The sequence below is a fragment of the Kineococcus gurbantunggutensis genome (assembly GCF_050871925.1).
Classification (GTDB): Bacteria; Actinomycetota; Actinomycetes; order Actinomycetales; family Kineococcaceae; genus Kineococcus.
In genome coordinates, this window is record NZ_JBJLSG010000210.1 from 1 (window position 1) to 6923 (window position 6923).

The 6923-nt window shown below is 75.8% G+C and carries 7 protein-coding genes; 1 reads left to right on the plus strand and 6 read right to left on the minus strand.

The features are described 5' to 3' along the window. Positions 1 to 103: 103 nt before the first annotated feature. Both ACRYR7_RS23260 and arsB read right to left on the minus strand, forming a co-directional pair. Positions 104 to 541 carry an arsenate reductase ArsC gene (locus tag ACRYR7_RS23260; protein WP_432574572.1) on the minus strand — a complete coding sequence of 146 codons (438 nt, stop codon included), beginning with the start codon at positions 539 to 541 and terminating at the stop codon, positions 104 to 106. 34 nt (positions 542 to 575) lie between these two features. Further along, on the minus strand, positions 576 to 1706 hold the full coding sequence (arsB, locus tag ACRYR7_RS23265) for an ACR3 family arsenite efflux transporter (protein ID WP_432574574.1): 1131 nt from the start codon (positions 1704 to 1706) through the stop codon (positions 576 to 578). A gap of 104 nt (positions 1707 to 1810) precedes the next feature. Here arsB and ACRYR7_RS23270 point away from each other — a divergent pair, with 104 nt between their 5' ends. Continuing rightward, entirely contained in the window at positions 1811 to 2239 is a 429-nt protein-coding gene (locus ACRYR7_RS23270; RefSeq protein ID WP_432574576.1) for an ArsR/SmtB family transcription factor, read from the plus strand. A 15-nt stretch (positions 2240 to 2254) separates the two neighbouring features. Here the strand turns inward: ACRYR7_RS23270 and ACRYR7_RS23275 are convergent, their stop codons facing one another. From ACRYR7_RS23275 to ACRYR7_RS23290, 4 genes are all read right to left on the minus strand, one after another. Continuing rightward, positions 2255 to 3322, minus strand: a complete 1068-nt coding sequence (locus ACRYR7_RS23275; RefSeq protein WP_432574578.1) for a substrate-binding domain-containing protein — start codon at positions 3320 to 3322, stop codon at positions 2255 to 2257. Between the two features lie 154 nt (positions 3323 to 3476). Beyond that, entirely contained in the window at positions 3477 to 4427 is a 951-nt protein-coding gene (locus ACRYR7_RS23280) for an ABC transporter permease (protein WP_432574582.1), read from the minus strand. Positions 4428 to 4552: 125 nt separating this feature from the next. Further along, on the minus strand, positions 4553 to 6112 hold the full coding sequence (locus ACRYR7_RS23285) for a sugar ABC transporter ATP-binding protein (protein WP_432574579.1): 1560 nt from the start codon (positions 6110 to 6112) through the stop codon (positions 4553 to 4555). Positions 6113 to 6205: 93 nt separating this feature from the next. Beyond that, positions 6206 to 6923, minus strand: a 718-nt coding sequence (locus ACRYR7_RS23290; protein WP_432574581.1) for a citrate/2-methylcitrate synthase, incomplete at its 5' end; no start/stop codon positions are given.

Sequence of the window (6923 nt, forward strand, 5' to 3'; positions counted from 1 at the left end):
CAGGCCGGGGAGGGCTGGGGGGGGGGGGGTGGCAGCCATGCCGCGGCCGTGCTTGCCAGCCCGCGGCGGGCCGCGGCCCGCCGGGGCCCCCGGGCGGTGCCGGTCAGGGGCGCGGGCCGCGGGACGGGGCGGCGGGCGCGGCCGGCAGGAGGTCGGCCAGCAGCGCCTCGACGCGGGCGCGGATCTCGTCGCGCACCGCCCGGACGACCTCGATGCCCTGCCCGGCCGGGTCGGTCAGCTCCCAGTCCTCGTAGCGCTTGCCCGGGTAGAAGGGGCAGGCGTCCCCGCACCCCATGGTGATCACGGCGTCGGAGGCCTGCACCGCCTCGGGGGTGAGCACCTTGGGCTGCTCGCCGGTGAGGTCGATGCCGACCTCGCGCATCGCCTCGACGGCGACGGGGTTGACCCGGTCCGCGGGCAGCGAGCCCGCCGAGCGGACCTCGACCGCGCCGGCGGACAGCGCGGTCGTGAAGGCCGCGGCCATCTGCGAGCGGCCGGCGTTGTGGACGCAGACGAAGATCACGCTGGGCTTGTCATTCACGGGGCTCTCCTGGGTGCTCGGACGGGCGTGCGGGTCATCGGGGGGCGCCGGCGCGGGCCGGGACGGTGGGGTCGCCGGGGAAGGAGCGCCGCCCGGCCCACAGGGCGACGTGGACCAGCGCGACCAGGACGGGCACCTCGATCAGCGGGCCGACGACCCCGGCCAGGGCCTGCCCGGAGGTGACGCCGAAGGTGCCGATGGCCACCGCAATCGCCAGCTCGAAGTTGTTGCCGGTGGCGGTGAAGGACAGCGTGGAGGTCTTCGCGTAGCTCAGGCCGATGGCCCTGCCCAGCGCGAAGGAGCCGGTGAACATCAGCAGGAAGTACGCCAGCAGCGGCAGCGCGATCCGGGCCACGTCCCCGGGCTGCGAGGTGATCGCGTCGCCCTGCAGCGCGAAGAGCACGACGATCGTGAACAGCAGCCCGTAGAGGGCGACGGGGCCGATCTTCGGCAGGAAGCGCTCCTCGTACCAGGCCCGGCCGCGGGCCCGCTCCCCCAGCACGCGGGTGAGGAAGCCGGCCACCAGCGGGACGCCGAGGAAGACGAGCACGCTGAGGGCGATGGCACCCACCGAGAAGCGCGCCGAGGTGGTCTCCAGGCCCAGCCAGCCGGGCAGCACCTGCAGGTAGAACCAGCCCAGCGCGGCGAAGGCGAGGACCTGGAAGACGGAGTTGAGCGCGACCAGCACCGCGGCGGCTTCGCGGTCCCCGCAGGACAGGTCGTTCCAGATGAGCACCATGGCGATGCACCGGGCCAGGCCCACGACGACCAGGCCGGTGCGGTGCTCGGGCTGGTCCGGCAGCAGCAGCCAGGCCAGCGCGAACATCAGCGCCGGGCCGACGAGCCAGTTCAGGACCAGCGAGGCGACCATGAGGCGCCGGTCGGCGGCGACGCGGGCGGTCTCGGAGTAGCGGACCTTCGCCAGGACCGGGTACATCATCAGCAGCAGCCCGATCGCGATCGGCAGGCTGACCGAGCCGACCTCGACCGCACCCAGGGCCTCGTCCAGGCCCGGCACGAGGCGCCCGAGCAGCAGCCCCAGGGCCATGGCGGCGGCGATCCACACCGGCAGGAAGCGGTCCAGCACGGACAACCGGGCCAGGACCGGGGTTTCGGCTCCTCGCGGTCCCGCCGGGCGGGGGTCCTCGGCGACCAGGTCGCTCATCGGGCGGGTCCTTCCATCGACGTCTGTCGATGGGCGACGGTGGCAGGTGGCGTCGACGGCTGTCAACATCGACAGCCGTCGATGCCCGGTGCCACACTGGGCGCGTGCCCGCCGCGCTCCCGCCCCTCGCCGCGCCCCTCGCCGCGCCGGACGGCGCCGCCGGCCCGGCCTGCTGCGCGCCGCTGAGGCGCGAGCCGCTGGACGCGCGCAGCGCCGCGGACCTGGCGCGCACCCTCAAGGCCCTGGCCGACCCCGCCCGGCTGCGGCTGCTCTCGCTCGTGGCCGCGCACGAGGGCGGCGAGGCGTGCGCGTGCGACCTCATCGAGCCCCTGGGCCTGAGCCAGCCCACCGTCTCGCACCACCTGAAGGTCCTCGTCGAGGCGGGCCTGCTCACCCGCGACAAGCGCGGGGTGTGGGCCTACTTCGCGGTGGTGCCCGAGGCGCTGGACGCCCTGGCCGCCGTCCTCGCCGCGCCCGCCGCGCAGGGGGGCGCCCCCTCGCCGGGCGGGCGGGCCGGGGCCGCTGAGCGGTGACGGGCGCCGCGCCCCTCAGGAGTCGAAGGCGGTCGGCAGGTACTGCTCGACGTTCTCGGCGGTGACGACCGGGGCGTACAGCTGCACGGTGCGCGGCACCTCCACCTCCACCAGGTCGCCCATCGCCTTGCCCTGCTCGACCAGGCGGGCCAGGCGCACGCCGTCGGCGGCCTGGGTCGAGGGGTAGACCACGGTGGCCTCCAGCACGGAGTCGCCCGAGCGGATCTGCTCCATGACGTTGCGCGAGCCGGCGCCGCCGACCATGAGGAACTCGTCGCGGCCGGCCTCCTCGACGGCCGCCATGACCCCGACGCCCTGGTCGTCGTCGTGGTTCCACAGCGCGTCGATGCGCGGGGCGGCCTGCAGCAGGTTCGCGGCGGCGGCCTGGCCGCCCTGGACGGTGAAGTCCGCCGCGACCCGGTTGGCCACCTCCAGGCCGCAGTCCCGCAGGGCGTCGGAGAAGCCGCGGCTGCGGTCCTGCGTCAGCGGCAGGGAGTCGATGCCGGCGATCTCGGCGACGACCGCGCCGGGGCGGTCCCCGAGCCGCTCGCACACGTAGGTGCCGGCGGACACGCCCATGCCGTAGTTGTCGCCCAGGACGGTGACCCGCGCGGCGGCCGGGCTGGAGAACTCCCGGTCGACGTTGACGACCGTGATGCCCGCCTCCGTGGCGCGGGTGGCGACCTCGGTGAGGGCGGCGCCGTCGTAGGGCAGGAGCACGATCGCGTCCACGCCCTCGTTGATGAACTGCTCGACCTGGCTGATCTGCAGGTTCACGTCGTTGGTGCCCTCGGCGACGCGCAGCTCCACGTCCTCGTACCTCTCGGCCTCCGCGCGCGCGGCGGAGGTGATGGCGCCCATCCAGCCGTGGTCGGCCGCCGGCGCGGAGAAGCCGATGACGACCTGCTCGCCCGGCTCGTCGTTGGCGCCGCCGCCCGCGCCCCCGGCGCCGCGCGCCGGTGGCGCGTCCTCCTCGGCCGGGGCGTTGGACGTGCAGCCGGTGAGCAGCAGCGCGCCGGCGGCCGCGGCGGCCAGCGCCGTGCTCCAGCGGCGGCGCGCGGTGGTGGGGGCGGGAACGGGCACGGGGTCCTCCTCGACGTCGGTGGCGAGCGGGTGCGCGGTGCGTGGTGCGTGGTGCGTGGTGCGTGGTGCGTGGTGCGTGGTGCGTGGTGCGTGGTGCGTGGTGCGGGGTGCGGGTGCGGGCGGCCCGGCGCCGCGGGGGCCGGCCGCCGGGCGTTCAGGTGCGGCGGGCGCGGGCGGCGAACCGCTGCTGCAGCAGGACGGCGACGACGATGATGACGCCCTTGGTGAGGGACTGCGCCGAGGTGGAGAGGTTGTTCTGCACGAACACGTTCGTCAGCGTGGAGAAGATCAGGACGCCCAGCACGGTGCCGGCGATGCTGCCGCGCCCGCCCGCGAGCAGGGTGCCGCCGACGACGACGGCGGCGATGGCGTCCAGCTCGTAGAGCATCCCGTGGGTGGAGGAGCCCGAGCCGGTGCGCGCGAGCATCATCACCGCGGCCACGCCGGCGGTGAGCCCGGCGAGCACGTACAGGGCCGCGGTGTGCCGCTGCACGCGGATGCCGGCCAGGCGGGCGGCCTCGGGGTTGCCGCCCACGGCCACGGTGCGCCGCCCGAACGTGGTGCGGTTCAGCACGAACCAGCCGAGCAGGGCCGCGACCGCGAAGATCCACACCGACACCGACACGCCCAGGACGTCGGCGCGGAAGACGTCCAGGAACGCGTCGACCTCCACGATCTGCGTCCGGCGGTTCGCGATGATCTCGGCCAGGCCGCGGGCGGCGACCATCATCGCCAGCGTGGCGATGAACGCCACGACCCGGCCGTAGGCGATGAGCACGCCGTTGACGAGCCCGCACGCGGCGCCGACCGCCAGGGCGGTGAACACCATCACGCCCCAGTGGGTGCCCTCGGCCATGGTCTGCGTGGCCACGGTGCTGGCCCAGACGGAGGCCAGGCCCAGCACGGAGCCGATGGACAGGTCGATGCCGCCGCCGGTGATGACGAAGGTCGTGCCGATGCTCAGCACCCCGTAGACGGCCGCCAGGCGCAGGATCGTCATGAGGTTGTCCACGCTGGCGAACCGCTCCCCCGCGGTGGCCACGCCCACCGCGCACAGCACGGCCAGCGCCAGCACCAGGCCCACGGTGCGCGCGGCCCCGCCCAGCGGCGCGCCCGGCCGGCGCGCGGGGCGGTCGGGGCGGGCGGGGCGGTCGGTGGCGCCGGCGGTGGCCGGGGAGCCGCTCGCGGGACCGCTCACCGAGCCGCTGACGGAGTCGCTCACGGAGTCGCTCACGCGGCACTTCCTTCCATGACCAGGTCCAGGACGCGGTGCTCGTCGATCTCCCCCGCCGGCCCGCTGTGCAGGACCCGGCCGTCGGCGACGACGAGGACGCGGTCGGACAGGCCCAGCACCTCCTCGATCTCGCTGGAGACCACGACCACGGCCGCGCCGGCCGCGGCCAGCGAGCGGACCAGGGCGTAGATCTCGGCGCGCGCGCCGACGTCCACCCCGCGGGTGGGCTCGTCCAGCAGCAGCACGCGGCAGCCGTGCACCAGCCAGCGCGCGATCATGATCTTCTGCTGGTTGCCGCCGGAGAGGGTGCGCGCCGGGCGGTCGGGGTCGGCCGGGCGCAGCTGCAGCTCGGCGGCGCGCTCCAGGGCGCTGCGCCGCTCGGCGCGCTCGTCGAGCACCGGCCCGCGGGCGAAGCGCGCGAACGAGGCGAGGGTGACGTTGCGGTAGACGGGCTCGTCCAGCAGCAGCCCCTGGCTCTTGCGCTCCTCGGGCGCCAGGCCCACGCCCCGGCGCACCGCGTCCGGCACCGAGCCGCGCGGCAGCTCCCGCCCGGCCACGCGCACGCGCCCGGCGGTGGCGCGCCGGGCGCCGTAGACGGTCTCGAGGATCTCCGAGCGCCCCGAGCCGACCAGCCCGGCCAGCCCGACGACCTCGCCGGCGCGCACGGTCATCGAGACGTCGTGGAAGACGCCGCGCAGGCCCAGGCCCTCCACCTCCAGCAGCACCTCCGCGTCGTCGGGCACGGGCCGGCGCGCGGGGAACACCTGCTCCACGGAGCGGCCGGTCATCAGGCGGATCAGCTCGGGCGTGGGGGTGGAGGCCACCGGCAGCCCGCGCGCGACGGTGCGCCCGTCCTTCAGGACGGTGATGCGGTCCCCGATGCGGCGGATCTCCTCCAGCCGGTGCGAGATGTACAGCACCGCCACCCCGGCCGCGGTCAGCTCGCGCACGAGCCGGAAGAGGTTCTCCACCTCCTCGGAGTCCAGCACCGCGGAGGGTTCGTCCATGACGACCAGGCGCGCGTCGTGCGAGAGCGCGCGGGCGGTGCTGACGATCTGCTTGCCGGCCGCGGACAGGTGCCCCGCCTCGCGGTGCGGGGGGATGTCGCCGTGCCCGAGCCGGGTGAGGACCTCGCGGGCGCGGGCGTGCAGCTCGCGGCGGCGCGTCACCCCCGCGGTGGCCAGCTCGTGCCCGAGGAAGAGGTTCTCGGCCACCGTCAGCCCGTCCACCACGTCCAGCTCCTGGTGCACGGTGGCGATGCCGGTGCGCAGCGCCGCCACCGGGGTGGGCAGCGCGACCTCCTGCCCGCGCCACTCCACGGTGCCGGCGTCGGGGCGGTGCACCCCGGCCAGGACCTTGATGAGGGTGGACTTGCCCGCGCCGTTCTGCCCCAGCAGGCAGTGCACCTCGCCGGCGCGCACGTCCAGGTCCACCCCGTCCAGCGCCGTGACGCCGGAGAACCCCTTGACGATCCCGCGCACCTGGAGCAGGACCTCACCCGGCGCCGCGCCGCGCCGCGCCCCGGAGGCCGGGCCCCGGGGGTCGCCATCGACCATGGGCTGAAGGTGTCAGCGCGCCCGCCGGTCGTCAAGCACCCCCACCGCGACGCACCGCGCGGCGGTGGGCGACCCCGGCCGGCGCGCTGCGCCTCAGCGCGCCAGGTGCCGCTCGGCGGGACCGTCGTAGGCCGACAGCGGGCGGATGAGGGAGTTCGCGGCGCGCTGCTCGCGCACGTGCGCGGTCCAGCCGGTGACGCGGGCGGCGACGAAGATCGGCGTGAACACCGGGGTGTCGAACCCGATGAGGTGGTAGGCGGGCCCGGAGGGGAAGTCCAGGTTCGGCCGGATGCCCTTGGCGCCGGCCACCGCCCCCTCCAGCGCGTCGTACAGCTCCAGCACGTCCGGGCGGTCCAGGTGGGCGGCCAGCTCGCGCAGCGCCGCACGCATCGTGGGCACCCGCGAGTCGCCGTCGCGGTAGACGCGGTGCCCGAAACCCATCACCCTCCGGTGCGCGGCCAGCGCCTCGCGCACCCAGGCGCGGGCCCGCTCAGGCGCGCCCGGGCCGGTGCCGACCTCCTCGAAGACGTCCCACACGGCCTCGTTGGCCCCGCCGTGCAGCGGGCCCTTGAGCGCGCCGACCGCCGCGGTGACCGCCGAGTGCAGGTCCGCCAGGGTGGAGGTGACCACCCGCGCGGTGAACGTGGAGGCGTTGAAGGAGTGCTCGGCGTACAGCACCAGGGACACCTCGAAGGCGCGCACCACCTCCGGGGCGGGTTCGGCGCCGAACGCCTGCCACAGGAAGTTCGCCGCGTACCCGAGGTCGTCGCGCGCCGGCAAGGGCAGCCCCCCGTGCCCGCCGCGCGGGGTG

What these genes read in the sequence shown, in the direction of transcription:
- ACRYR7_RS23285 (WP_432574579.1), bottom strand. Translation starts at nt 6,112, where the DNA reads ATGGTCGATGGCGACCCCCGGGGCCCGGCCTCCGGGGCGCGGCGCGGC.
- arsB (WP_432574574.1), bottom strand. Translation starts at nt 1,706, where the DNA reads ATGAGCGACCTGGTCGCCGAGGACCCCCGCCCGGCGGGACCGCGAGGA.